Raw genomic sequence first — 23,830 nt, 5'->3', positions numbered from 1 at the left:
ATAATATAAAGAAGAAGCTTACCATTGCATAGGCTGCATTCGTTGTATATAAGTATGGTTCCAGAAAACTCCGTCCCTATGTGGTATAATGATAAAATATCAAAACATCTTGGAGGAATAAATGAAAACAAAGAGGTTGGATCAATTACAATTTTTAAGATTTATTGCATTTGGATTTATATTCCTTTTTCACGCATTTGGAACTAATCTGGAACCATACTTATATACAACGAATGCAGCCTATGCAATGGTAAGCTTCTTCTTTATATTATCAGGATTTGGTTCGGGATATTCGTCAGCAGACAGAAGAGAGAAACCGACAGTGAAAGCAGTTTGCTATCATTTGTGGAAAAAAATAAAGAAGATTTATCCATTATTGTTTGTAACAACTATTTACTTTGTATTACAGTCCGACTTGCCACAGGCAATCAATACAGGAAATTTGGAATTGTTGAAAGAAAACGGATGGAATTTAATGAAATGCCTTCTTATGATTCAATCTTGGGGAAATCCGTTTCTTTTTTATAATGGTGTTACATGGTTTATATCTACAATTTTATTTTTGTATCTCTTTGATCTGCCGGTAAGATATTATTTAGATAAGGCTCATGAAAAGAAAAATGAGAAGACAATACTTATATCATTGAGTGTGGTTTTTGCAATTGCAATTTTCGCGATAGCAACCTTAGCAAAAAACAGAGCAGATATCGGATATTGCCTCTATGCATTTCCACCATCACGAGTATTAGAATATTTGCTGGGAATGTGCATGGGAAGATGCTTGTATCGAATAAATAGTGAGAGGAAGTCAGATGGAAATATTGTTGTGTTTACGATATTAGAAGGTATTGCGTTACTTTTATGGGTGGTATTATTTACACTTCCAATCCCGGTTAATTCATATAGCATGCAGACATATTGGCTTATACCAAATGTTTTTGTATTAATCATTATGGCAATTGGAATGGGAGGATTCTCGAAGCTGTTTAGCATGAAACTGCTGAAGGGTGCAGGAGATATAAGTATGGAATGCTATTTGCTGCATCAACCAGTATTGATGACATATATGGCATTCGTTCAGATGGAAAATACAGTAAAAGGGACGTTATTTTATATCATATTTAATCTAGGATTTATAATGCTTTTAGCATCGATGATTCATAAAAAGCAGTGAAGCAGATAGAGTGAACCAGATAGGGACGGGGATTAATGGCTCTTTTGCGAGCAAAAGAGCCATTAATCCCCGTCCCTATCTGGTTCATGATATTATGAAAATAAAAAACGGAATTTATAGAGAAAAGCACATGTCAAAGAAGCTTTGCGTAACTGTATATTTCAAATGTATAAAGGGAGGCGAATGAGGTGAAAATTGTTCGAGGAATAGATTTTATAGAAGGAAGCAGAGAAGAAGAATTACCAAATTTTGAATCAAATTTTCCATATCTTGCTTCTCGTGTAGAATTAAATCAATATGCAGAAGATAGTATTCCATGGCATTGGCATAAAAGCGTAGAAGTGTTTTATGTAGAGCAGGGAAACCTTGAATACCGTATGCCTAACGGACATTATATTTTTCCGCATGGCTCAGGAGGCATGGTTAATTCTAATGTTCTTCATACAACGAAGCCACAAGAAGACAATACGGTACAGTTAATTCATATTTTTGATCCATCATTTATTGGCGGTGAAACAGGAAATATAATTGTGAAAAAATATATTATGCCAATTATCACATCTGGAGAATTGGATATGATTCCATTATATTCTAATAATTTGGAACAAAAAGAAATATTAGATCTTATAAGGAATGCATTTAATTTATCAGAAAAGGAATTTGGATATGAACTAAAACTGCGTGAGCGATTAACTGAAATTTGGCTATCACTTTTCAAAATGTCATTTTCTGTGATTGAAAAAAAGAAAACTAATACGAGAGCGAACGACAGAATAAAATTGATGATGGTTTATGTTTATGAAAATTATGCAGATAAAATTACTGTTTCTGATCTTGCAAAAGCTGGTTACATAAGCGAGAGAGACTGCTTTCGAGTTTTTCAAGAGTGTCTTCACATGACGCCGTTAGAATATATCACAAACTATCGGCTACAAAAAGCCTGCTATATGTTAGTACATACCAGAGATACTATTTCTGTAATTAGTCAGGAGTGCGGATTAGGAAGTAGTAGTTTTTTCGGAAAGACTTTTCGAGAACATATAGGAATGTCACCAACGGAATATCGCAAAAAAAAGGCAGAATAGTGACATATAATTGCACTAAAAAGATATTTGTTCCTTAAAATTGCAGTATAATGATAATTGAGAACAAAACATATCTTCTATGAAAGGATAATGTTTGGATTGGAAGTGGTAGCAATTTTTTGTCTGGAGTTACAATCGGTAAAAATAATGTTGTGGTTAGCAATCCATGTAAAGTAATTCGTTGCATAAGGGAGTAGAAAAGAAATGAATCAGGTAAAAATTATTTTTTTTGATATTGATGGAACATTGTTGGAGATGGGAAAAACAGAGATAACACCGAATACGAGGAAGGCGTTATGTTTATTAAAACAAAATGGTATAAAAATATGTATCGCAACAGGGCGTTCGTTTGCTACCATACCAATGTTTGAGGGAGTTGTATTTGATGCGATTTTGGCATTTAATGGATCTTTCTGCGTTGCAGGTAATCAGGTAGTGGCAAAATGTCCTATTCCGGAAGAAGATATAGAAATAATTATTGAAAATGCAAAGAGAATGGAAAGACCTGTTTCTATTGCAACAGCGGAAGAGATTGTTGCAAATGGAAGCGATAAAGATTTAGAAGATTATTTTGCGATTGCACATCATAGGGTGAATGTATCCGAGAAATTCGAAGAATATGTGGACAAAGATGTGTTTCAAATCATGTTGGGATGTGACTTAGAAGAACGTAAGTATATATTAAAGGGAACGAAAAATGCCAAATTAGCAGCGTGGTGGGATAGAGCCATAGATATTATTCCAAAAGAAGGTGGAAAAGGAGCTGCGATTGAACAGGTTCTTGCACATTATAAATTCTCAAAGGAAGAAGCCATTGCATTTGGAGATGGAGAAAATGATATTGATATGTTACTATCCGTTGGAAAAGGGATTGCAATGGGAAACGCAGCTGAAAAAGTGAAAGAAATTGCGACTGATATTTGTGAAAGCGTGACAGATGATGGGATTTATTATTATCTGAAAAGCCAGAAGATAATAAATGAGTAAAAGGTAGGTGGAAAATGCTCTGGCAGAGTTTTTCGTACATATAAGCACAAATTAATCTGCCAGAGCATTTGGTTTAAGTGTTGTTTCGATTGAAGCATGTCCAAGTTGATTCATGTATTATACATATGCACATCAAACAGCGGAAAGCAGTTCTAATCATAAGAATAGGAAAATCTCTACTTTTTCATTTGATTCCGATATTCACGAGGTGATGCATGATAACGTTCTTGAAATACACGGTTGAAAGTCCTCTGACTCTCAAAACCTGCCTGAATGCAGATATCCAAAACAGTATGATTGCTGTGTAATAACAGGTTACATGCATAATCGAGTCTGGCTTCATTTAGATAACGATTAAAGTTCATATGAAATGTACCAGAAAATACACGGGACAGAGAGGACTGGCTTATTCCAAGATCATGAGCCATCTTTGGTAAAGTCAGTTCTTCTGTATAATGTGCAGCAATATAGGAAACAGTCTGATAGATGATATCATCACTTCCTACAGTGCTTTTGTCAATCAGATGAAATAAAGGAAAGGTGCGGGCAAGAATAATCTGAATAAATGCCTGATGAAGAACATGCTCCTGTGAAAGTGCCGGATAAACCAGCATACTCCGAAGAGCATAATTTACATCAGGATGTACATCAGGAGCTGGAATTACAGGATTCGCAGGGCACATCTGCTGTAAGTCTTTGGTATAGCCAGATCCTAAAATAGGAGAGGCAAGTGCGTAAATTGCTTTGCATGAGTTCTGATTGAAAACCTGATAATGATGGATCAGTTCAGGAAAAATAATTGCAAAATCGCCCTTCTCCATATGATAAAGTTCGGTTCCTATACCAAGTTCCAAAGTTCCCTCTGTTACAGAAACAAGTTCCATAGACTTGTGAAGATGTGGAGAAATATGACTAGAAATATTCTCTGAAATCTCTAAAGTTTCTTCATTTTCTTCATAAATTGGTCTCATTAAAAAAATACCTCGCAGAATTTGGCTACTTTTTAGCCGGATTTGGCAAGAATTATATCGCAAAAAAAACTATAATGCAAGTGTAAAGAAAAAGGAGGTAAAAAATAATGAGCAAAATGAAAAAATGGTTAAACAATTGGTTTAAGGAATCTGTAGAGTTCTATGGTTCAATGTTTCGTTATGGAATGTATTACAGATAGGACAGAGGAAGAAAACAAACTATGAACCGTACAGAGAATCAAAAAAAGCAAGGTATCATGAAATAAAGAGTTGCATCTTGGCAAAAAGGTGTAGCTCTTTTTTTGTGGAAAAATTGACAGAAGATAAGAGAATCGAATTGCAAGATTCTATCCCCTAAAATGCTGATATTTGTTGAAAAATCAGGCTTTTTGCAAGCAAAAATGAAAAGGCTATATATAGGTAGCCTGCGAAACTGGAATTGCCCATTTTGAGCCTGATTTTAAGAATAATGTCCTGACAGAGAGCAATGGAATGATTCTCTGCCCGGGATTCAAAAGGAATGGGAAAAATGCAGGAGAAAATCAAACGAATGCTGGTTACAGAAGCAAGCCGAATAGCAATGTATTTAAAATTAGGTGGATGTAATTGAAGAAAAATATGATATCATATGAGTAATAAAACAGAATTTAAGGAGGAGACTGTAAATGAAATTATCAGATTTAGCAACAGGTTCTGATTGGACAGTGTGGATTGTCTTTGTGATATTTGCTGTACTTTCTATTATTTTACTTTCTGGACACGGAAGCTGGTTCATTTCTGGATATAATACAGCTTCAAAAGAAGAAAAGGAAAAATATAATGAAAAGAAGTTATGCAGAACAATGGGAATTGGAATGTCTATTATAGCAATTCTTCTATTAACTATGGGCTTGTTTGAAAATATTTTACCTGCATTTTTTGTATATATTGTATCGGGAATTATTTTGGTTGATGTCGTGGTAATTATCATTTTAGGAAACACGCTATGCAGAAAGTAACAATTATTTACTACTCCAGAAACAACGGCTTTATTTGGAAATAAAAAGGCGAGATTTATCGGAAGAATATTAGGTATGATACTTATAGCGGTTGGAATATGGGTAGGGTTTATTTGATGACAATTTCAGTCTTTGGAGCAAATTAATCAGAAGTTGAGAGGAGAACTTTATAATGTTTATATTTTTATCTGTGTGTTCACTTTTAGTACCGCTATCTATGATTATATTGGGATATACGTGGAAAGATAAGCCTCCTAAAGATCGGCAGGGGAGTTCGGGATATTGAACTACTATGTCAAGGATGAATGATGAAACATGGAGATATGCACACAGGTGTTGGGGCTGGATAAACTTTGTTTTAGGAATTATCCTGGTGATACTATCGATTTTTATTTTGATTTTAACGAAAGATAATACAAACTTTGAAATAATTTCTGTTTATTTGGTGTTTTTACAATTAGGAATTATGGTGCTTACAATTATTCCGACAGAATTTTTGTTGCATAAGCATTTTACAAAGCAAGGAATGAAAAAATAGCTAACTTCCAATTGGCGAAAATGAAAATCGGAATTTTAAGGAGAATGGAATGGAGTGGTTGAAAGAACAGAAGAAATGGGTAATTTACTGGTAACAGTTGCTAATGTATATCCGAAGGATAAGAGTGCTTCATTCCATGTAACGTTATTTATTAAAATTGTTAATGATAAGATTATTTCATTGGATGAGTATTGGGCTGATGATAGTGATGCTCCGCAATGGAGATTGGATAAGCATATTGGAACCGTGATAAAATGTGAACCAGATAGGGACGGGGATTTCCGGCTTTTTTCATAGAAAAAAAGCCGGAAATCCCCGTCCCTACTGGCTCTGCAAAATAAAAAACCCATGCATTCACATGGGTTTCTGCCTAGTGCGGAAGAAGAGACTTGAACTCTCACAGGATAAACTCCCACTAGAACCTGAATCTAGCGCGTCTGCCATTCCGCCACTTCCGCTCGACATGTGATAGTATATCAATAATTGGATAGTTTGTAAACCCTAAAACTCTAAAAAAATAAAAAAAGTTAATTTGTTCAAATAATATAAAAAATCAGAAAATTTAGAAAAAAAGTAGGAATGTAAAAATTATTGTTATTTTTTTGACCTTTTTAATAAAATGAGGTACAATAACACTTGTAGCAAAAAATGAAATCGAGTCAGAATACTTGAATATTTATTAGGAGGGAACAAGTAATGGCAAGAAAAACATTAAAAGAGCAAAAAGCAGCTAAAGCGTTAAAGACAGCAGAACAGACAGCGTTAAAGAATGAGACAGCAGCAGAGGCAACAGCAGAGGCAGCAACATCTTCTATAAAAGAAACAAAGACAACAGAGACAGTAAAAGAAGAAGTTAAAAAAGTTGAGACTAAAAAAGTAGAACCTAAGAAGGTAGAAGCAAAACCAGCTCCAAAGGCAATCTCAACTCAGAAAGATACAACAAAAGGAATTGAGACAAAAGCAGCAGTTCTTGTAGATGCACCGGCAAAAGAAGAGAAAGCACCTGCAAAGAAAACAGCAGCAAAGAAAGCACCTGCAAAGAAGACAACAGCAAAGAAAGCTGAAGTAAAAACAGAGATGTTCCTTCAGTTCGCTGGAAAAGAATATACAGAAAAAGAAATCTTCCAGAAAGTAAAAGACGTTTGGACAAAAGTTCTTAAGAATAAAGTTGGCGATTTGAAAGACGTTAAGATTTACTTAAAACCAGAAGATTCAGCAGCTTACTATGTAATCAACGGAGATACAACAGGTAGAGTTGAACTGTAAGATTAAATAAGAAAAGTGTAAGAACATACATAAAAGGAGAAGTGATATTGACAGGATATCATTTCTCCTTTTTAAGTTGCCATGCATACGACAAAAGGAGTAAGATAGAGTTATTAGAAAAGTAATGGAGGCTTAAAAGATGAATCGATTAGAGCAGCAGCTTCAATTTATTTTGGAAATTGATAAAGTGAAAAAGATTATACGTCAGACACCGCTTTCAGATGCATCACGCAAGGAGAATGATGCAGAGCATTCCTGGCATATCGCATTGATGGCATACCTGCTTCAGGAATACGCAGAGGAACCGGTTGAGGTATCAAAAGTAATGTTGATGGGACTGATCCATGATCTGGTGGAGATTGATGCCGGTGATACCTATGCATATGATGAGGAAGGTGCAAAAACAAAGGATGAGCGAGAAAGAAAGGCAGCTGACCATATTTTTGGAATGTTACCAGAAGATCAAGGAATGTATTTAAAAGCCTTGTGGGAAGAATTTGAAGCGTACGAGACAGCAGAGGCGAAGTATGCACATTTGCTTGATAATTTCCAGCCATTATTGTTAAATGATGCCGCTGGTGGAATTAGTTGGACAGAGCATCAAGTGAAGAAATCACAAATTTATAAAAGAAATGAAAAAGTAGAAGAAACATCTGCGACTATCTGGAAGTGTATGCAAGATAAAATAGATAAGCACATTCAGGCAGGTCATGTTTTGGATGAGTAATGTAAGTTGGGCACTTTATAGACGTGCAGGAGATTAATACAAGGGGTGATATGTGATGTATGAGAAAGAAATAGAACAGTTACAGAAGATGATAGATGAAAGTCAGAATATTGTCTTTTTTGGAGGCGCAGGAGTATCGACGGAGAGTGGAATCCCGGATTTTAGAAGTGCGGATGGTATTTATCATCAGTCTTATAAATATTCACCGGAACAGGTAGTGAGTCATTCTTTTTTTATACAGCATACAGAAGCTTTTTACGAATTCTATAAAGAAAAAATGATGATGCTGGATGCGAAGCCGAATGCGGCACATAGAAAGCTTGCAGAGCTGGAAATGGCAGGGAAGCTGAAAGCAGTTGTAACACAGAATATCGACGGACTGCATCAGGCAGCAGGAAGCAAAACGGTATATGAATTACATGGAAGTATTATGAGGAACTATTGCATGGATTGTCATGAATTTTATGATGCGGAATATGTGAAAAGTTCTGATGGAATACCAAGATGTAAAAAATGTGGAGGGATTATTAAACCAGATGTTGTTCTTTATGAAGAAGGGTTGGATTCTGCAACGATCCAAGGTGCTGTAAATGCAATCAGCCAGGCAGATATGTTGATTATCGGAGGCACTTCATTGGTCGTATATCCGGCGGCCGGATTTATTGATTACTTCAATGGAAAATATTTGGCAGTGATCAATAAATCGGAGACCGGAAGGGCTGTGCGGTCGAATTTGACGATTTCAGCCCCGATTGGAGAAGTGATGGAGAAAATTTTTGTTTGAGCTATTTGCATGTGATATTAAAAGCAGTTAAATTTGCAACGTTCTCAATCATGAAAAATAAATTATTTTGTTGTATTACGGCGAATTAATACAGGGGCAATTTGTTTATGAACAGGTTCACCTAATGGTTTGGGAACACGCTTTTTCTGCTCTTCCATCTGTTGGACAAGAAGATCCATGGCAGTCTTTGCAATCACATCAATCTGCTGGCCGATGGTTGTGATCGGAAGGATTGCCTCGCTGGCAATCGGAGAGTTGTCAAATCCAACAATCTCATAAGTAGAAGGAAATGTTCCATATTTTTGGAAAATTAAATTAAGAAACATATTAGCATAGGTATCATTCGCGAGAAAGATACCTTTTTTTTGATTGGGGTATTTTGCTTCTATTTTGTTGAAAATCTCTCGGATTACGTTTAAAATCTCATGATAAGAATCACCTTCTACACTAAGATCTATATCATATGGAATATGATATTCTTCGCAAGTAGCCTGAAAGGCTCGGATTCGGTCATAAGCCGGGATGGATTTATTCACATTGACATTTATATGAATTAATATGTCACATTTATCCCGAATCAACAGGGAAGTAGCTTGAAGTGCACCCATATAGTTATCAGTATTGACACTGCTGATATATTCTGCTTCGCGTTCAATTGCGATGACAGGAATCTGATAGGAAGCAAGCTTCTCAGATGGAAGAGTGTGACTTAAAACAATCAGTCCTTCAATCTGATAAGACAGAAGTTCTTCAATGTACTGTTGTTCTTCTTCAGCGCCATGTTCACTGGCGAAAACAAGAAATTTATAGTGATAATCACTGTAGCTGGAAAGGAATTGTGTCAGCATCTCAGAATAATAGTGCAGGTAAAGGTTTGGAACAATGATTCCGATAAATTCGCTTTTTCCATTTGCCAGAACTTTTGCCAGCTTATTCTTTTTATATCCAAGTGTATCAAGAGCCTGTGAAATCTTTTCCTGGTTTTCAACCGTCAGTGAATCCGGGTGATTGAAATATCTTGATATTGTAGTTTTTGAAAAATTGGTGTATTCCGCAATATCTGCAAAAGTTACCTGTTTTTTACTCATAAAATTTGAATCTCCTTCAATATGATGGCTGATGGTTAATAATATCTTTCAGTATAGCAATTTTCATGGAAAAACGCAATACTAAAATAACCAGTTACGTAACCGGTTATTTTATCGCACAAAAGTGTTGACAGAAAGAGAAGAATATAGTAATATCAAACTATAAAGTAACCGGTTACGTAACCGGTTTTTCATAAGGTTAAAGGAATGGAGGAAGAAGTGCATGAAAAGAATGCAAAATCAAGCAAAGTCCGTAAGCAAACGAACGTGGAGAGAAAAGATGATTTATATGAAGAAAAACTGGCAGTTATATCTTTTCTTCCTAATGCCAGGGCTTTTACTGACAATTATTTTTAAGTATCTCCCAATGGGTGGTCTCCTGATAGCGTTCGAAGACTACAATGTAATAAAAGGAGTTCTTGGTAGTCCATGGGTAGGACTTGAGTATTTTAGGCGATTTTTATCTTCACCAGATTTTATGAATTATCTGATGAATACATTAAAATTGAGTATCTATGGACTGTTGTGGGGGTTCCCGGTTCCGATTATTCTTGCATTGCTTCTGAATCGCATCCGTAAGACAGGGATTAAAAAGAAAGTTCAGCTTTTGATCTATATGCCGAATTTTATTTCAGTCATCGTACTTTGCGGTATGGTTCGTATGCTTTTATCACCTGTAGGACCGTTGAACAAAGCGCTCGGAATTAGCACAAACTGGATGACAATGCCTTCTGCATTCCGGACAATTTATATTGCAAGCGGAATCTGGCAAGCAGCAGGATGGTCATCTATCATGTATACAGCAGCATTGGCAAATGCAAGCAAGGAGCTGGAAGAAGCAGCAATCATGGATGGAGCTAATCTTCTGCAGCAGATCTGGTATGTAGAGTTGCCGGCAATTAAAAATATTATTGTAATTCAGTTTATTTTACAGGCCGGAAATATTATGAGTATAGGTTTTGAAAAAGCATATGCTTTACAGACAGACATGAACTTGCCGGCATCAGAAATCCTGTCTACATATGTATATCGTATCGGACTTCTGAACGGAGATTATGGATATTCGACAGCGGTAGGTCTCTTCAATTCGGTTGTAAATGTTATCTTGTTGATCTTTGTAAACTGGGTTGTTAAGAAACTGAATGACGGAGAAGGATTATAGAAAAGAGGGAGAAGAGATGGAGAAAAAAAAGAAGAAAAAATATTCAAGGACAGACCAAGTAATCCTTGGAATCGGATTTACCATTCTTGGTTTATTCGTCCTTTCTATAGCAATACCGATTATCTATGTAGTACTTGCATCCTTTATGGATCCGACTGTTTTGAATAACCAGGGATTGAGTTTTAATATTAAGGACTGGACATTAGATGCATATCGAAGAGTATTAGAGAATGAAATGATCTGGCGTGGCTTTTTAAATTCCTTCCTGTATTCACTTGCATTTACAGTTATTTCTGTTTTTGTAACATTATTGGCAGCGTATCCGTTGTCCAAAAAAGAATTTGTAGGAAGAAAGATTTTTAATATTATTTTCTTAATTACTATGTTTTTTGGCGGTGGAATGATTCCTACATTCATTTTGATCAATCAACTGCATATGGTTAATACAGTGTGGGCAATCCTGATTCCAGGAGCATTTAATGTATGGAATATGATTCTTGCAAGAACTTATTATCAGTCAATTCCAAAAGAATTAAGAGAAGCATCTGCGATTGATGGAGCGAATGAAATCCAACATTTCTTTAAAATTATGATTCCGGTATGTAAGCCAATCATTGCAGTACTGGCACTTTGGTCTTTCGTTGGAATGTGGAACAGTTATTTCGACGCAATGATTTATTTGAATGATGCGAATTTGCAGCCATTACAGTTAGTGCTCCGTTCTATCTTAGTACAGAATACACCACAGCCAGGCATGATTGCCGATATTCAGAGCACAGCGGAAATGGCAAAAATAGCAGAACAGCTCAAATATGCAACCATTGTAGTATCAAGTTTACCACTGTTAGTAATGTACCCATTCTTCCAGAAGTACTTTGACAAAGGAATTATGGTTGGATCGGTAAAAGGCTAATAAGAAAGGAATGATACAGATATGAAGAAAAGAAAAGTAAATGCATTACTTGCAATTGTACTATCTCTGACGATGCTGGTGGGAGTTACAGGTTGTGGAAAAGAGCAGCAGCTTGAAGCTGAAATCAACCCGGACACACCTGCAACGGAAGTGCAGTTTCCATTGAAGGAAACAGCAGAACTTTCATTTATTACAAGTGCACCGGCTACATCAACACAGGAGCCAAATGAACGAGTAATCTTTCAGAGAATGGAAGAGCAGACGAATGTTCATATTGATTGGACTTGTTTTGTATCGGATCAGTTTTCTGATAAGAAAAATCTGGCACTTGCTCAATTTGGAAATCTACCGGACGGATTATTCAATGCAGGAATGAGTGATTATGATCTATTGCGTTATGCAAAGCAGGGTATCATCATCCCATTAGAAAATCTGATAGATAAATATATGCCGAATTTACAGGCAGTATTTGATAAATATCCAGAATATAGGACAATGTGTACAGCACCAGATGGACATATTTATTCATTCCCTTGGATTGAACAGCTAGGAGCCGGGAAAGAAGCCATTCAGGCAATCGGAGATATTCCATATATTAACAAAAAATGGCTGGATTATCTAGGACTTGAGATTCCGACAACAACAGATGAATTGGAACAGGTATTGATTCAATTCCGTGATCATGCAGATGAGCTTGAAAAAGAATTTTCAATTGAAGGTGATGTGATTCCAATGTCATTTATTATCAATAATGGAGATCAAGATCCGGCAATTTTAATCAATGGGTTTGGAAAAGGTTATGGAGATACGGGAGATCATTTCGCTGTAACGGATGAAGGAAAAGTTATTTACACAACTGTTCAGGAAGGTTATAAAGAAGGAATTGAATGGTTACATAAGCTTGTGACAGAGGATTTAGTTGACCCAGAAGCATTTACACAAGAGTGGTCTACCTATGTAGCAAAAGGTAAGAACCATCGATACGGTCTCTGTTTTACATGGGACATTGCAAATATTGATAACAATGAAGATTATGTGATGCTACCGGCGCTGACGGGGCCGAATGGCATGAGAAATATCACGAGACAGAACAACAGTGAAACAAGTGGATTTGACCGTGGAAGATGTGTTCTTACATCAAGTTGTCGGAATACAGCACTTGCTGCTGCATGGATTGACCAGATGTATGCACCACTTCAATCACCACAGAATAACTGGGGAACTTATGGAGAAAAGGACTCCTTTAACATTTTTGAAATGTCCACAAACAAAGATGGTGGAAAAATGCTAAAGCATATGGATCTTGGAAACCAGTCTCCGGTAGAAGTGCGTGAGGCACAATCGGTAAATGGCCCTCTTGCAGTTTTAAATGAATATTATGATGTATATGTAACACAGCCAGAAGATGCAAAATGGCGTTTGGATAATATGCATGAAACTTATTTACAGGATATGAACAGTAAATATGTTTATCCAAATGTGTTTATGAGCATTGATGATACGAATAAAGTATCTCAGTACGATACAGATATAAAAAAATATGCAGAACAGAAGAAAGCAGACTGGATTCTGAATGGAGGAATTGACAAAGAGTGGGATTCCTATCTGAAGAAAATGGAACAGTATGGACTTTCTGATTATCTTTCAATTAAACAGAAATACTTTGATCAGTATCAGGAGTCAGTGAGTGAAGAAAAATAACGATACGAACAACAGGAGAATTTGCATGAGTGAGATGTTAGAAAAGGCTAGAAAATATGAAGAAGAACAAGGAAAGCAGATAAAAGCAGAAGACAGACCGGCTTTTCATGTGAGTCCATATGTCGGATGGATGAATGACCCGAATGGTTTTTCATACTATCAGGGAGAGTACCATCTTTTTTATCAGTATTATCCATATGATACACACTGGAACAGTATGCATTGGGGGCATGTGGTTAGTAAAGATTTACTGCATTGGGAATTTCTTCCAGCAGCTCTTGCACCAGATGAAGAATACGATAAGATTGGATGTTTTTCGGGAAGTGCAATAGAGTTGGATGACGGTAGACAATTGCTTATGTATACAGCCGTAGATCATGAAACATTAGAAGATGGAAGTAAAAGAGATATACAGACACAGGCGGTAGCTGTCGGAGATGGAAGAGATTATGTGAAATACGAGAAGAATCCGGTTTTAACAGAAAAGGATCTTCCGGAAGGTGCAAGTAAAGTAGATTTCCGTGATCCAAAAATCTGGAAAGGAAAAGATGGAAACTTCTATTGTGTGATCGGAAGCAGACCGGCAGATGGAAGCGGACAGATTCTTCTTTACAGAAGTGAGAATGGATTTGACTGGGAATTTGTCAGCATCCTTGCAGAAAATAAGAAACGTTTTGGAAAGATGTGGGAATGTCCGGATTTCTTTGAACTGGATGGAAAACACATTCTCCTGACAAGTCCGCAGGATATGTTGCCGGAAGGCTTGGAATATCATAGCGGAAACGGCACTTTATGTATCATAGGAGAAATGGACAAGGATACATATACCTTAAAAGAGCAGTTCGCTCAGTCTGTGGATTATGGAATTGATTTTTATGCAATGCAGACGGTGAAAGCACCGGACGGCCGTAGAATTATGATTGGCTGGATGCAGAACTGGGACACATTGGCTCATCGTGATAATGATTCGAAGTGGTTTGCACAAATGAGTTTGCCGAGAGAATTGTCTGTGAAAAACGGAAGACTTTATCAAACTCCAATCAAAGAACTCGATGCACTGCGCAAAAACAGAGTTGAGTACAACGATGTAGTAATAGATAATGATACGATCACATTAGATTGCGTCGAAGGACGAACCATCGACATGGAACTCGTGATACGTCCGGAAGATAAAGAAAATGTATATAAGAAATTCGCATTACGTTTTGCACAGAATGAGAAATTCCATACAGAATTGAGCTTCCGCCCGTATGAGTCTGTATTGAAAATTGACAGAAAATTTTCAGGAACCGAAAGAGCGTTGGTTCATCAGAGAAGATGTCTGGTAAATGGAGATGCAAATGAATTAAAGCTTCGTGTGATTCTGGACAGATTCAGCGCAGAAATATTTATTAATGATGGCGAGCAGGTTATATCTGCAGTTATATTTACAGAACAAGAGGCAAAAGGAATTTCGTTCTTTGCTGATGGTGCAGCTAAAATCGATGTAGTGAAATATGATCTGATTTAGAAAATACATGATTGAACTTACATTGAGATTGAAAATGCATGGATAATGATAGGGGGATTCCTGGAATGGGAATCTCCTTTGTAGTATAGGAGTATAGTATCGATGATAGAAGAAAGAAGAAAAAGACATGAGAATGAACTGCATGAAAAGTATCTGCAGTTATATCACAATGAACAATGTTATGAAGAATTAATGCAAATGCTGGAAGAGGCTTATCAGAATAGACCAGCGGAACTTAGGAGATTAGACGGCAGAAGAGAAAAAGAACCGAACTGGTATCGAAACAGAAATATGCTTGGGATAACGATGTATCCGAAGCTGTTTGCAGGGGGATTAAACGGGGTAATAGAGCATTTGGATTATTTGTCTGAGCAGAAGATCACCTATCTTCATCTGATGCCGCTTCTGAAGATGCCGCATCCATATAATGACGGTGGCTATGCGGTAGAGGATTTTAAACAGGTAGATCCTGAAATTGGAACAAATGAAGAGTTGGAAAAGCTGACAAAAGAGCTGAGAAAACGTGGAATCAGTCTGTGTCTGGATGTTGTTATGAATCATACAGCAGATACGCATGAGTGGGCAATGCGAGCCAAGCGAGGCGAACAGGAATATATGGATCGCTATCAGTGTTATGAGACACGAGAGATTCCGGATCAATTTGAAAAGACAATGCCGCAGGTATTTCCGGAGACTGCACCGGGAAATTTTACATGGTGTGAAGAGATGCACAGGCATGTATTGACAACATTTTATCCTTATCAGTGGGATCTGAATTATCATAATCCGAAAGTATTTAACGAAATGATTGGAAATATCCTGTATCTGGCAAATCTCGGAGTAGAAGTCTTTCGTATTGATGCAGTTCCTTATATCTGGAAAGAATTAGGAACAAATTGTAGAAATCTTCCACAAGTGCATCTTATTGTACGCATGTTACGAATGACTCTTGAGATGGTTTGTCCTGGTGTAATCCTGAAAGGCGAGGTTGTTATGGAACCAAAGGAACTTCCGGTTTACTTTGGAACAGAAACCGAACCGGAATGTCATATGTTATACGGAGTTTCCAGCATGGTAAATCTATGGGCAGCACTGGCCACAAGAGATACAAGAATGTTAAAACATCAGATGGATGTAATCCACAGTCTTCCGAAGAATTGTTATTTTGTCAATTACCTTCGCTGTCATGACGATATTGGCTGGGGCCTGGATGAAGAGCAGGAGAAGAAGCTGGAGATAGATCCGATTCAGCACAAGGAATATTTATATCATTTCTTCGAGGGAACATATCCGTACAGCTTTGCTCGTGGAGAGCTGTATAATTACGATCCGGTGACCAAAGATGCCAGAAGCTGTGGAACAACAGCAAGTCTGTGTGGAATCGAAAAAGGTGGATTTGAAGGAGATCTTGAGCAGGTGAAACAGGGAATCCAGAGAGTGCTCATGATGCATGCGGCATGTATGAGCATGGAAGGTTTTGTGATGCTTTCATCCGGAGATGAAATCGGTCAGGTCAATGATTACAATTATAAGAAAAACCCGGATACTGCTGCGGACAGTCGGTATCTGCATCGAAGTCCGTTCCAGTGGGAGAATGCCGAGAAGAGAAAAAAACCAGGTACTGTACAGTATGCAATCTGGAATGGTTTGAAACAGATGGAAGAATTCAGACGCGAGGAGAATTGCTTTGGAGAGACTGCCGGCATCTCTACCTGGGATACGGGAAATTCTTCAGTCTTCGCAATCAGAAGGACAACAGGAAGAGAAGAACTGATCTGTCTGGCTAATTTCTCGGAATATGGTCAGAATGCCTGGTTGAATTGTCTGGAAGGTAAATACGAAGATTTATTTACAGGAGAAAAACTGGAAATGAATTCGGTATGGATGAATCCTTATCAGTACAGATGGTGCGTGAAAAAATAGAAGTCTTGCAAAAAGAAGAAATGTAGTCGTTTTATGACGGCAGAATGGAGAAAGTAATGAAGAAATATGATGTAGTGGCATTAGGAGAATTATTAATTGATTTTACAGAAAATGGAAAAAGTGCTCAGGGAAACCCACTTTTTGAAGCAAATCCGGGAGGCGCTCCGTGCAATGTACTTGCAATGTTGACAAAACTTGGACATAAGACAGCATTTATCGGAAAAGTTGGGGAAGACTTTTTTGGAAAACAGTTGAGAGATGCGATAACAGAAGTTAGGATTGATGCTTCTGGATTATGCACAGACAAGGAAATCCATACAACACTGGCGATGGTGCATACTTATCCGGATGGTGACAGAGATTTTTCATTTTATCGAAATCCGGGAGCAGATATGATGCTGAATAAAGAAGAAATTTGTGAAGAACTTATCAAAGAAACAAAAATCTTCCATTTCGGAACATTATCTATGACACATGAAGGGGTACGCGAAGCAACAAAAGAGGCAATTCGCATCGCAGAAGAGTCCGGTGCACTTATTTCCTTTGATCCGAACTTACGTCCTCCGCTTTGGAATTCTTTGGATGAGGCAAAAGAACAGGTATTATATGGATTAGCGCATTGTCAGATTTTGAAAATTTCAGACAATGAGATTCAGTGGCTGACTGGTGAAGAAGATTATACTGAGGGTGTGAACTGGATTAGAGAAAGATATCAGATTCCGCTAATTCTTGTATCTATGGGAAAAGAAGGAAGCCGTGCATATTATAATGGAATTATGGTAGAGGTAAAACCATTCCTTCAGAAAGATACAATTGAGACGACAGGGGCAGGAGATACATTCTGTGGTTGTGTATTACATTATATCTGTGAACATGGAATGGAAGGATTAGAAGAAGAAAATCTGAAAGAAATGCTGACGTTTGCAAATGCGGCAGCATCTGTGATCACAACAAGAAAAGGTGCACTGCGTGTAATGCCGACAAGAGATGAAATCCAGAATCTGCTGGACGAACGGATGTAATAATAAAGCAAAACCACCAGTTGGCTGGTGGCTGAAAAGTCATTTATATGGTTTCGTGGGAGGCAATCCTGCGGAACCATTTTTGTGGAAATTCAAAAACAAACAAAATACCAAGTACAATTGCAACGGCAATTTTTAAGGTTAGAAATCCGCGGGCAGAAGCTTTGGCAAGCTGGTCTGTCACTACATAGTAGGCGGTCCAATAGATGCCGGCTCCGGGAACCAGTGGGAAAATGCCGGCAATCAAAAAGACTGTTACCGGACAATGGCGATAAACTGCACTGAGGCGGGAGAGGAAAACGACAAGAACGGTCGCAAAAAAGGTAGAAGCGAAAAGTCCGCATCCAGAAAGAAGTAATTTATAACAAAGCCATCCACATCCGCCGATTATACCGCAGTTTACATAATATTGTTTTGGTACTTGGAAAAGCAGAGCAAACGCCATTGTACCAACAGCAGCGTTAAGAAATTCAAAAAATAAATGCATAGACATAACGCAAAAGTCTCCTTTGTAAATATAAGTGTTGAGTGTCATACTGATTAAATTTTAAGGAAGAAGCATACTGCCGACAATCTGGTGATATCCGATTATAATAAGTCCTACTCCCATGGCAATGCTGAAAGTAACAAGAAGAGCATCCAGCATTCGAACAGCTCCGGCGATATAATCCTGGTCTGCAATGTCGCGGATACCATTTGTAAAGGCAACACCGGGAACCAATGGGATAATAGCACCGATGATAATCTCATTTAAATGATGTCCAAGCCCCATTTGGTAAATGAGTACAGCGATTAAAGTTACGACCATACCGCCGGAAATATTTGTTGCGATTTTTGAGAGGCGTCCCTTTACAAGACATAATAAATAGACATATAAAAGCAGTCCGGCTATAAAAGAAACGATACTATCAATAGCATCACCGCCAAACAGATAGCAAAAGCATCCACTTCCGATACCGGAAGCAAGAATCTGGCACCATTTGGCCTTTGCCGGTGTTTTCTGGATTGCCTGGAGCTTCTGATAGGCTTCAGTGGGACTGTAAATACCCTGCTCGATTTCGCGGGATAATTGGTTGACGGCTGTAACGCGATCTAATCGTGTCGCACTCAGAGGAATATGTCTTACCCAGGCAAAGTTCTGATCAGAATTACTGTCAGCAGTGAGAAAGAATCCACTGCTTAAGACAAAAGGATCACAAGATTCAATACCATAGGCACGGGCAATTCTGTTAATTGTCTCTTCTACACGAGAAATCTCAGCACCGCTTTCCAGCAGGATATCGCCTGCAAGAGCGGCTGTGTTCAATGCCATTCGATTGTCTTCTTTTTCAAAAGTTTCCAAAATAAATTTCCCCCAGTTATTCTTGTTTTACAAAAAAGCGGATACAAAACGAAAATAGAATCCGAAGTGTATCCGCATCTTTTAAGATTATAGCACATTTTTTACAATTAATCCTGAAATAATTTCATTCCCATCCAACCCTTCATATGTCGGAGCATTTCATCATCAGGATCGAACAAGACAGTACAGAGGGTCTGATTCAATGTAATGATGATAGCATATGTGTTGGCATTTGCATTTCCAGAAGAAAAATCATAGCGTTTTGTTGTGTGGTAAGAGTCCAGTCTGTGAGAGTTTTTCGGCGCTATAATTTCTGCATGCTGAATATCAATAGAAAGCTTGTCTTTTCTATTTGCTTTGCTGTAAATTGCTGCAATATCGAGTTCGTGGTTTAACAAGTCATATTCATATTCCACATTAAAACGAGGAAAGATAAAATAATAGGCAAGAACAGCATATAAAGCAGCTAACATAAATGCAAAAAATCCTAAAAACGGAAATCCAAAGAGGATAAGAATCAGGATTGGGAGAAAAGAAAGTACACGTAAAAGTGCAGTCTTTCCGGTTGGTTTACAAGTTACCAGTTGTTCATAATAAGTGTCATTCATGTTAAGAATTCCTTTCTGAATGTAAATAATTTATAACCATACTTGCAAGTTTGAAGGTCATAGCATCTTCGAATTTGCGAAGGTCGAGACCTGTCTTTTTCTCTACCTGGTCAAGTCGGTAAATAAGAGTATTGCGGTGCATATGTAGTTGTCTGGAAGTCTCGGCAATATTCAGGTTGTTTTGGAGAAATCTGGTAATTGTTATATCTGTTTCATTATCAAATGAATCAGGAATATCATCACCAAATACTTCGCGTAAAAATCCTTCGCAGATTGAAATTGGAAGCTGGTATAGCAAGCGTCCGACTCCAAGTCGGTTATACGGAAATACTGTTTGTTCTGAATAAAATAAATTTCCAACCTTTAAAGCGAGATAGGCACTTTTATAAGCTTCTGAGCATTCCGAAAGGGAATGAAAGCATCCGCTGTAAGCTACCTGTATAAAAGAGAGAGCCTCCATATTCAGTGTATCAACAATCGTACGTGCAATCTGTAAAAAATCGTTTTCTGTTTCCGAATCCTTCACGGGACGAAGGACGACCATGCTGGATTCAGTTAAAGGAACCAGATAAGAGTGCGTCTGTGGTGGAAACAGATTCTTTAAAATCTCCGGAATTGTTTCATCCAGAGAACCTTTGGTCTTTAATAAAAACAGAATACGTCGTTCCTCAAGATTGATATGCAGTCGCGAAGCTCTTTCTAAAATATCATATATCGGAATCGTTCCGGTTACAAGCCCCTGTAAAAAATGGATCTTGTTATATTTTTCCTGATAAGCATTACAAAGACAACGTATCTGTGTGAGTGCCTGTATTTCCTCTTCTTCTGTATCAGCTTTTACATCAAGGGTGATGCCTGTAAGCTGTCTGAGATTTTTTAATGCATGTTCAAGTTCTGTGCTATGTTTCATGAAAGCCTCCGTTTATACCTCACTAAATGTTGCAGATAAAGAGACAAAGGGAGGAGTTGTACAAAAGTACAACCCCTCTCTTATATGTAACCTCGTAATCGCTTGATTCTTTGTGATTACAGGGTGAACTCTTTCTTTTATAATAAACTACTAGTTTGTAATCGTCAACTCAGTATCTTTGTCGAAGAGGTGGATCTTTTCCATATCAAGAGCGAAGACTGCATCATCTCCTGTTCTCAGAGTTGTACGTGGATTAACACGTGCTGTCATCTGAGTTCCCTCTAAGTCGAAATACAAGAATACTTCTGCACCAAGCAATTCATAAACTTTGATCTTAGATTTGATCACGCTTTCAGGAGAGTTGCTGATAAATGCCTGTGAATCATGTACATCTTCAGGACGAATACCAAGAACAACAGTTTTTCCATCATAACCGCCATCAATCAGAGCCTGTTTTTTAGATGCAGGAACTTTTAATACATGCTCACCTACTTTTAATGTAACATCATTTCCATTTACATTAACAAGTGCATCCATGAAGTTCATCTGAGGTGATCCGATAAATCCGGCAACGAACTGGTTACATGGTGTATTGTAAAGGTTCTGAGGAGTATCTACCTGCTGAACAATTCCGTCTTTCATAACAACGATTCTTGTACCAAGTGTCATAGCCTCTGTCTGGTCATGTGTAACGTAGATGATTGTAGCACCTAAATTCTCATGCAGTTTGGAAATCTCGATACGCATCTGAACTCTCAGCTTAGCATCCAGGTTTGAAAGAGGCTCATCCATAAGGAATACCTTAGGATTACGAACGATAGCACGTCCCATAGCAACACGCTGTCTCTGTCCACCGGAAAGAGCTTTTGGTTTACGATCAAGCAGTTTTTCAAGATCAAGGATTCTTGCAGCCTCGCGAACTTTTTTATCAATCTCATCTTTTGGAACTTTACGAAGTTTCAAACCGAAAGCCATGTTGTCATATACTGTCATATGTGGGTACAGAGCATAGTTCTGGAATACCATTGCGATATCACGGTCTTTAGGCTCTACATCGTTCATTTTCTTTCCGTCAATTTCAAGAACACCACCGGAAATGTCTTCCAGACCTGCGATCATACGAAGTGTAGTAGATTTACCACATCCTGATGGTCCTACGAAAATGATGAATTCTTTATCTTCGATTTCAAGATTGAAATCTTTTACTGCGTGAAATCCGTTTGGATATACTTTTTCAATTCCTTTTAATGATAAACTTGCCATTTGAAATAGCCTCCTTAAAAAATATAATAATGAGTGTTAAAAGTTTTTGTTTTGTTTTGTTCTGAGATAAGTATACAAATAAAGCGGAAAATGAACAATGTAACGAGTAACCAAAAAAATAAGAGATGGATGTACATTTTAACCATAAGGGAAAATTGAATGTCCGGATGCGCTAATATTTGACGGAAAGATAAGAATCCGTTACAATGAGCCTTAGAACACCTTATTTTAAGTGTTCAGAGTAAGGTAGAAAAGAGGATGAATGATTATGGCAAATCCAATCGTAACATTTGAGATGGAGAATGGAGACATTATGAAAGCAGAACTGTATCCGGAGATCGCTCCTAATACAGTGAATAACTTTGTATCATTAGTTCAGAAAGGATTCTATGATGGACTGATCTTCCATCGTGTTATCCGTGGATTTATGATCCAGGGAGGATGCCCAAACGGAACAGGTATGGGTGGTCCGGGATATTCAATCAAAGGAGAATTTTCACAGAACGGATTCGAGAATAATCTGAAACATGATCCGGGAGTGCTTTCTATGGCACGTGCAATGCATCCGGATTCAGCAGGATCACAGTTCTTCATCATGCATGAGAAATCACCACATCTGGATGGCGCTTATGCAGCATTTGGTAAGATCACAGAAGGAATGGATATTGTAAATAAGATTGCTGAGACAGCAACAGATTACAGTGACCGTCCACTGGAAGAACAGAAGATGAAGAAGGTTACAGTTGAGACATTCGGCGAAGAATATCAGGAGCCGGAAAGAGCTTAAGTAAAGCATCAAAGATAAGAAGAGCTGCCGTTTCTATGATGAGAGTTGTAGAACGGGAGCTTTTTTTTGTCTCTTTTCGGAGAATGCTTTACAAAAAAGCCTTCATATTTTAGAATAAGGGACATGAATGTTTACTGATTGCCTTTTGCAGGTAAACAATAAGCATATGTGCCATATAAGGTAAATAAATAATGGAGGCGTGGCCTTATGGAGATGATACAGGCAGAAGAGCTTGTTTATGAATATGAAAAACGAGATGATGAGGGCAATGTAGTCGGAATGCATCGAGCGGTAGATGGTGTGGATATAGATGTCAGACCTGGACAGTTTGTTGCGATTCTTGGACATAATGGCTCTGGAAAATCTACACTCGCAAAACATATGAATGCAATTCTTGTTCCGACAGGAGGAACAATGTGGGTGAACGGGCGTAATACGAAGGATCCGAATGAGCTGATGAATGTACGTCAATCAGCCGGGATGGTATTTCAGAATCCGGATAACCAGATTATTGGAACTGTCGTAGAAGAGGACGTCGGATTTGGACCGGAGAATTTAGGTGTCCCGACGGATGAGATATGGAAGCGAGTAGAAGACAGTCTTAGGGCTGTAGGTATGTTGGAATATCGTAAAAATTCACCAAATAAATTATCAGGCGGACAGAAACAACGTGTGGCAATTGCAGGTGTAATCGCGATGGAGCCACAGTGTATTGTGTTGGATGAACCAACAGCCATGTTAGACCCGAATGGAAGAAAAGAAGTGCTTCGTACAGTGCATGAACTTCGTAAAAGAAAAAATGTAACAGTTATCTTAATTACACATTATATGGAAGAAGTAGTAGATGCAGACTGGGTATATGTAATGGATAGCGGACATGTGGTGATGCGTGGAACACCGAGACAGATTTTTAGTCAGGTCGATGAATTGAAAAAATATCACCTCGATGTGCCACAGGTTACGATGCTTGCAGAGGAACTTCGAAAGAGAGGAATGGATATTCCAAAGGGAATACTGCATCGTGAAGAACTGGTACAGTATATTATGAAAGCACAGAAAAAAGACGCATAG

General features: G+C 37.8%; 25 protein-coding genes and 1 tRNA gene. 18 read left to right on the top strand and 8 right to left on the bottom strand.

Going from position 1 to position 23,830, the window contains the following annotated elements:
• Positions 1-121 precede the first annotated feature (121 nt).
• The 4 genes from LQE94_RS14590 (at position 122) to LQE94_RS14580 (ending at position 3,246) form a co-directional block, all read left to right on the top strand.
• On the top strand, positions 122-1,174 hold the full coding sequence (locus LQE94_RS14590) for an acyltransferase family protein (RefSeq protein ID WP_240578034.1): 1,053 nt from the start codon (positions 122-124) through the stop codon (positions 1,172-1,174).
• Positions 1,175-1,362: 188 nt separating this feature from the next.
• Positions 1,363-2,259, top strand: a complete 897-nt coding sequence (locus tag LQE94_RS14585; RefSeq protein ID WP_240578033.1) for an AraC family transcriptional regulator — start codon at positions 1,363-1,365, stop codon at positions 2,257-2,259.
• A gap of 98 nt (positions 2,260-2,357) precedes the next feature.
• Positions 2,358-2,456 (top strand): hypothetical protein, encoded by a 99-nt coding sequence (locus tag LQE94_RS16555; RefSeq protein WP_118738492.1) that lies wholly within the window; start codon positions 2,358-2,360, stop codon positions 2,454-2,456.
• A gap of 7 nt (positions 2,457-2,463) precedes the next feature.
• Entirely contained in the window at positions 2,464-3,246 is a 783-nt protein-coding gene (locus LQE94_RS14580; protein WP_118738488.1) for a Cof-type HAD-IIB family hydrolase, read from the top strand.
• Positions 3,247-3,422: 176 nt separating this feature from the next.
• Here LQE94_RS14580 and LQE94_RS14575 read toward each other — a convergent pair whose 3' ends face one another.
• Positions 3,423-4,217 carry an AraC family transcriptional regulator gene (locus LQE94_RS14575; protein ID WP_240578032.1) on the bottom strand — a complete coding sequence of 265 codons (795 nt, stop codon included), beginning with the start codon at positions 4,215-4,217 and terminating at the stop codon, positions 3,423-3,425.
• Between the two features lie 665 nt (positions 4,218-4,882).
• On the opposite strand from LQE94_RS14575, the gene LQE94_RS14570 reads away from it, so the two are divergent.
• From LQE94_RS14570 to LQE94_RS14560, 3 genes are all read left to right on the top strand, one after another.
• Positions 4,883-5,215, top strand: a complete 333-nt coding sequence (locus tag LQE94_RS14570) for a DUF3784 domain-containing protein (protein ID WP_118738490.1) — start codon at positions 4,883-4,885, stop codon at positions 5,213-5,215.
• 292 nt (positions 5,216-5,507) lie between these two features.
• Positions 5,508-5,753: an SdpI family protein gene (locus tag LQE94_RS16485; RefSeq protein WP_334301601.1), complete on the top strand. Its 246-nt coding sequence runs from the start codon at positions 5,508-5,510 to the stop codon at positions 5,751-5,753.
• A 54-nt stretch (positions 5,754-5,807) separates the two neighbouring features.
• Positions 5,808-6,050, top strand: a complete 243-nt coding sequence (locus tag LQE94_RS14560) for a hypothetical protein (protein ID WP_330638965.1) — start codon at positions 5,808-5,810, stop codon at positions 6,048-6,050.
• A 77-nt stretch (positions 6,051-6,127) separates the two neighbouring features.
• On the opposite strand, the gene LQE94_RS14555 is transcribed toward LQE94_RS14560, so the two are convergent.
• A tRNA-Leu gene (locus LQE94_RS14555) sits at positions 6,128-6,211 on the bottom strand.
• A gap of 238 nt (positions 6,212-6,449) precedes the next feature.
• Between LQE94_RS14555 and LQE94_RS14550 the strand changes: the two genes are divergently transcribed.
• The 3 genes from LQE94_RS14550 to LQE94_RS14540 all read left to right on the top strand — a co-directional run bounded on the left by LQE94_RS14550 (position 6,450) and on the right by LQE94_RS14540 (position 8,530).
• Entirely contained in the window at positions 6,450-7,019 is a 570-nt protein-coding gene (locus LQE94_RS14550) for a DUF6465 family protein (protein ID WP_207723245.1), read from the top strand.
• Positions 7,020-7,158: 139 nt separating this feature from the next.
• Positions 7,159-7,746: an HD domain-containing protein gene (locus tag LQE94_RS14545; RefSeq protein WP_240578031.1), complete on the top strand. Its 588-nt coding sequence runs from the start codon at positions 7,159-7,161 to the stop codon at positions 7,744-7,746.
• Between the two features lie 55 nt (positions 7,747-7,801).
• A complete protein-coding gene (locus LQE94_RS14540) occupies positions 7,802-8,530 on the top strand; it encodes an NAD-dependent protein deacylase (protein WP_022074679.1) in 729 nt (242 codons plus the stop codon).
• A gap of 62 nt (positions 8,531-8,592) precedes the next feature.
• On the opposite strand, the gene LQE94_RS14535 is transcribed toward LQE94_RS14540, so the two are convergent.
• Entirely contained in the window at positions 8,593-9,618 is a 1,026-nt protein-coding gene (locus LQE94_RS14535; protein ID WP_055172645.1) for a LacI family DNA-binding transcriptional regulator, read from the bottom strand.
• A 223-nt stretch (positions 9,619-9,841) separates the two neighbouring features.
• Here LQE94_RS14535 and LQE94_RS14530 point away from each other — a divergent pair, with 223 nt between their 5' ends.
• The 6 genes from LQE94_RS14530 to LQE94_RS14505 all read left to right on the top strand — a co-directional run bounded on the left by LQE94_RS14530 (position 9,842) and on the right by LQE94_RS14505 (position 17,849).
• Positions 9,842-10,780: an ABC transporter permease gene (locus LQE94_RS14530; protein WP_117990900.1), complete on the top strand. Its 939-nt coding sequence runs from the start codon at positions 9,842-9,844 to the stop codon at positions 10,778-10,780.
• Between the two features lie 16 nt (positions 10,781-10,796).
• Entirely contained in the window at positions 10,797-11,693 is an 897-nt protein-coding gene (locus LQE94_RS14525) for a carbohydrate ABC transporter permease (protein ID WP_186864508.1), read from the top strand.
• Positions 11,694-11,714: 21 nt separating this feature from the next.
• On the top strand, positions 11,715-13,394 hold the full coding sequence (locus tag LQE94_RS14520) for an ABC transporter substrate-binding protein (RefSeq protein WP_240578030.1): 1,680 nt from the start codon (positions 11,715-11,717) through the stop codon (positions 13,392-13,394).
• Positions 13,395-13,419: 25 nt separating this feature from the next.
• Positions 13,420-14,904 carry a glycoside hydrolase family 32 protein gene (locus LQE94_RS14515; RefSeq protein WP_240578029.1) on the top strand — a complete coding sequence of 495 codons (1,485 nt, stop codon included), beginning with the start codon at positions 13,420-13,422 and terminating at the stop codon, positions 14,902-14,904.
• A gap of 102 nt (positions 14,905-15,006) precedes the next feature.
• Complete coding sequence (locus tag LQE94_RS14510) at positions 15,007-16,827, top strand: amylosucrase (RefSeq protein ID WP_240578028.1); 1,821 nt, start codon at positions 15,007-15,009, stop codon at positions 16,825-16,827.
• A gap of 56 nt (positions 16,828-16,883) precedes the next feature.
• Complete coding sequence (locus LQE94_RS14505) at positions 16,884-17,849, top strand: carbohydrate kinase family protein (protein WP_022074631.1); 966 nt, start codon at positions 16,884-16,886, stop codon at positions 17,847-17,849.
• A 43-nt stretch (positions 17,850-17,892) separates the two neighbouring features.
• On the opposite strand, the gene LQE94_RS14500 is transcribed toward LQE94_RS14505, so the two are convergent.
• The 5 genes from LQE94_RS14500 to LQE94_RS14480 form a co-directional block, all read right to left on the bottom strand.
• Positions 17,893-18,336, bottom strand: a complete 444-nt coding sequence (locus LQE94_RS14500; RefSeq protein ID WP_117990941.1) for a threonine/serine exporter family protein — start codon at positions 18,334-18,336, stop codon at positions 17,893-17,895.
• Between the two features lie 60 nt (positions 18,337-18,396).
• The gene (locus LQE94_RS14495) at positions 18,397-19,191 is read right to left on the bottom strand and encodes a threonine/serine exporter family protein (protein ID WP_022074633.1); all 795 of its coding nucleotides are present in this window, start codon (positions 19,189-19,191) and stop codon (positions 18,397-18,399) included.
• Between the two features lie 107 nt (positions 19,192-19,298).
• Positions 19,299-19,799 (bottom strand): hypothetical protein, encoded by a 501-nt coding sequence (locus LQE94_RS14490; protein WP_118724974.1) that lies wholly within the window; start codon positions 19,797-19,799, stop codon positions 19,299-19,301.
• A gap of 1 nt (position 19,800) precedes the next feature.
• Positions 19,801-20,709: a PucR family transcriptional regulator gene (locus LQE94_RS14485; protein WP_240578027.1), complete on the bottom strand. Its 909-nt coding sequence runs from the start codon at positions 20,707-20,709 to the stop codon at positions 19,801-19,803.
• 150 nt (positions 20,710-20,859) lie between these two features.
• Positions 20,860-21,972: an ABC transporter ATP-binding protein gene (locus LQE94_RS14480; RefSeq protein WP_240578026.1), complete on the bottom strand. Its 1,113-nt coding sequence runs from the start codon at positions 21,970-21,972 to the stop codon at positions 20,860-20,862.
• A gap of 268 nt (positions 21,973-22,240) precedes the next feature.
• Here LQE94_RS14480 and LQE94_RS14475 point away from each other — a divergent pair, with 268 nt between their 5' ends.
• Together LQE94_RS14475 and LQE94_RS14470 are read left to right on the top strand one after the other, a co-directional pair.
• Positions 22,241-22,759: a peptidylprolyl isomerase gene (locus LQE94_RS14475; RefSeq protein WP_022074637.1), complete on the top strand. Its 519-nt coding sequence runs from the start codon at positions 22,241-22,243 to the stop codon at positions 22,757-22,759.
• 207 nt (positions 22,760-22,966) lie between these two features.
• Positions 22,967-23,830 (top strand): energy-coupling factor transporter ATPase, encoded by an 864-nt coding sequence (locus tag LQE94_RS14470; protein WP_240578025.1) that lies wholly within the window; start codon positions 22,967-22,969, stop codon positions 23,828-23,830.

Origin of the sequence: Mediterraneibacter sp. NSJ-151, from assembly GCF_022487435.1 — a bacterium.
Taxonomy (GTDB): domain Bacteria; phylum Bacillota; class Clostridia; order Lachnospirales; family Lachnospiraceae; genus Schaedlerella; species Schaedlerella hominis.
The sequence above is the reverse complement of the archived record's forward strand: the minus strand, read 5'-3'. Positions and strand labels throughout refer to the sequence as shown.